This is a genomic window from Allobosea sp. CER48, assembly GCF_044752385.1.
Classification (GTDB): domain Bacteria; phylum Pseudomonadota; class Alphaproteobacteria; order Rhizobiales; family Beijerinckiaceae; genus Allobosea.
In genome coordinates, this window is the sequence record NZ_JBIWYK010000403.1 from 1 (window position 1) to 2882 (window position 2882).

The 2882-nt window shown below is 65.5% G+C and carries 2 protein-coding genes; one reads left to right on the forward strand and one right to left on the reverse strand.

From position 1 onward, the window contains the following. Window positions 1-959, reverse strand: a 959-nt coding sequence (locus ACIPIA_RS13555; RefSeq protein WP_400510305.1) for a TAXI family TRAP transporter solute-binding subunit, incomplete at its 3' end; no start/stop codon positions are given. Between the two features lie 226 nt (window positions 960-1185). Between ACIPIA_RS13555 and ACIPIA_RS13560 the strand changes: the two genes are divergently transcribed. Then, window positions 1186-2820: an OpgD/OpgG family glucan biosynthesis protein gene (locus ACIPIA_RS13560; protein WP_400510306.1), complete on the forward strand. Its 1635-nt coding sequence runs from the start codon at window positions 1186-1188 to the stop codon at window positions 2818-2820. Window positions 2821-2882 lie beyond the last annotated feature (62 nt).

The following is a 2882-nucleotide window of genomic DNA, read 5'->3' on the forward strand; positions in this document are numbered from 1 at the left end:
GCCTTCAGGCCCTTTTCCTTGAGATAGCGGGCGGCGCCTGGGTGCAGCGGCACGGGCATGCCGTCGAGTGCCTTTTCCAGCTTGATCTCCTTGCCGGCCGAGTGCGAGGCGGCGAGATCGCCCAGATTCTCGAAGACGTTCTTCGTCATCTGGTAGACTAGCTCCTCCTTCACGCCCTCATGGGTGACGAGATAATTGACTACGGCGGCCGTGTTCACGTCGGCGGTCTGGCCGGTATAGGTGTTGGCCGGGATCGGCGCGCTGATGAAGGGCGGGCCGGCCTTGTCGATGACGGCTTTCGGCACCTCTACGACGTTGATCTCGACCGAGGTAGCCAGATCGCGCAGCGAGGCGACGCCGAGGCCGGCCGATTGCAGGGTGGCGTCGAGCTGGCGGTTCTTCATCAGCTCCACCGACTCGGCGAAGGGCAGGTACTCGATCTTGCCGAGGTCCTTGTAGGTGATGCCGGCGGCAGCAAGGATGGCGCGCGCATTGAGCTCGGTGCCGGATTTCGGCGCGCCGACCGAGAGGCGCTTGCCCTTGAGATCGGCTAGAGTCTTGATGCCGCTCTCCTTCGAGGCGACGATCTGGACATAGTTCGGATAGATCGCGGTGATCCCGCGCAGTTTCTTCAGCGGCGCCTTGAAGCCAGCCTCCTCGTCGCCCTTCCAGGCAGCGTCGAGCGAGTCGCCCAGCGTGAAGGCGATCTCCCCGCGCCCCTGCTGGAGCAGCACGAGGTTCTCGACCGAGGCCTTGGTCGCCTGCACGCTGGGGCGGACGTTCTGGATCTTGTCGCCATAGATCTTCGAGAGTGCGACGCCCATCGGGTAGTACACGCCCGAGGTGCCGCCGGTCAGGATGTTGATGAACTCCTGCGCGCCGGCCTTCACCGGAGCGGCAGCGAGCGCGACGGCGGCGGCAAGGCCGGCGAGATGCCGGGCCCGAAACAGCGATTTCATGATGTCTCCCTAGGATTTGCGATCCGGCTCATGCGGCCGGTTGTCGCATTTTTAGAGCACGCCCGCGGGCAAAGCGAAAGCGCAAGCGCGCACAAGGCGTTTCGCCTTTAGCCGAAGAGGCGGACTGGTTTCGCCATGATTGGCTGCCTATCTCCGTGCGGTACGGCCGCCCTTCTTCATCGGAACCGGCGGCCGGGCACCAGAGCAACTAGCGATCAGGAACGACATGCACGACCGCGCCGAGCAGGGTAGCAGCCTGGGGCTTCGCCTCGACCGACGAACTCTCCTCGCAGGTGCGGGTGCGACAGCGACGCTGGCGGCGCTCGGTTTCGCGCCGGAAGCGCTGGCACAGCAAGGTCTCAAGCTCGGTCAGCCCGAGGATTTCACCTTCGAATCGTTGAAGGCGCGGGTCAGGCAGATGGCTGCCCAGCCCTATCAGGCCCCCCCGAGCCCACAGCCGGACGTGCTGCAGCGAATCGACTACGACGCCCATGGCAAGATCCGGTTCAAGCCGGAGATGGCGCTGTGGGCAAACGGCCCCTCGTCCTGGCCGGTGACCTTCTTCCATCTTGGCCGCTACTTCCAGAAGCCGGTGCGCATGCATGTCGTGGAGGCCGGCCGCGCGCGCGAGATCGTCTACGACGAGAGCTATTTCGAGATGCCGGACAGTTCGCCGGCGCATGAATTGAAGCCCGGGACGGGCTTCGCCGGCTTCCGCCTGCAGGAGAGCCGCAGCGGCCATCCCGGCCGCAAGGGCGAGATGCTGGACTGGAAGAACAACGACTGGGTCGCCTTCCTCGGCGCCTCCTATTTCCGCGCCATCGGCGAGCTCTACCAGTACGGTCTGTCGGCGCGCGGGCTCGCCATCGATCCGGCGGTCGCCGGCAAGACCGAGGAGTTCCCGGACTTCACCCATGTCTGGCTGGAGACCCCGCAGGAAGGTGCAGAATACGTCACCCTCTACGCGCTGCTCTCGGGGCCGAGCGTCGCCGGCGCCTATCGCTTCCGCATGCATCGCGGCAAGGGTGTCACCATGGAGATCGAGACCGAGCTGCAGCTGCGCAAGGACGTCTCGCGTCTGGGGATCGCACCGCTGACCTCGATGTTCTGGTATTCCGAGACGCTCAAGCAAACGGCCGTCGACTGGCGCCCCGAAGTCCATGACTCCGACGGGCTCGCCCTCTGGACCGGTTCAGGCGAGCGCGCCTGGCGGCCGCTCAACAACCCTCCGCACACGATCGCCTCGGCCTTCTCGGATAACAACCCGCGCGGCTTCGGGCTGATGCAGCGGGACCGCGAGGTCGGGCATTATCTCGACGGAGTGTCCTATGAGCGCCGCCCGAGCCTCTGGGTCGAGACGGAAGGGGACTGGGGCAAGGGCTCGGTCCAGCTCGTCGAGATTCCGACCGATGACGAGATCCACGACAACATCGTCGCGATGTGGGTGCCGGAGGCCTCGGCCAGGGCCGGCAGCTCCTACAACTATCGCTACACGTTGCACTGGGTCGCGGACGAGCCTTTTCCGACGACGCTCGGGAAGGTCGTCGCGACGCGGCTGGGCAATGGTGGCCAGCCGGGAACGGCTCGTCCGCGCGGCGTGCGCAAGTTCATGGTCGAGTTCCTCGGCCCGGCGCTAGAGGCGCTTCCCTTCGGCACGAAGCCGGAAGTCGTACTCTCGAGCTCGCGCGGCAAATTCTCCTACGTCTTCGCGGAGCCCGTTCCTGATGACGTGCCCGGACATTGGCGGGCCCAGTTCGACCTTACGGTCGGCGGCAGCGAGCCGGTGGAGCTGCGCTGCTATCTCAAGGCGGGTGATGCGGTGCTGACAGAGACCTGGCTGTATCAGTACCTGCCGTTCTGAGAGAGATTGGGCCCCATTTCAGAAGCCCGCGTCCGGAACGCCGCTTCGCGGCTTTCGAACCG

Excerpts from the sequence above, each read along its gene's own strand:
- ACIPIA_RS13560 (WP_400510306.1), top strand. The coding sequence starts at position 1,186 with ATGCACGACCGCGCCGAGCAGGGTAGCAGCCTGGGGCTTCGCCTCGAC.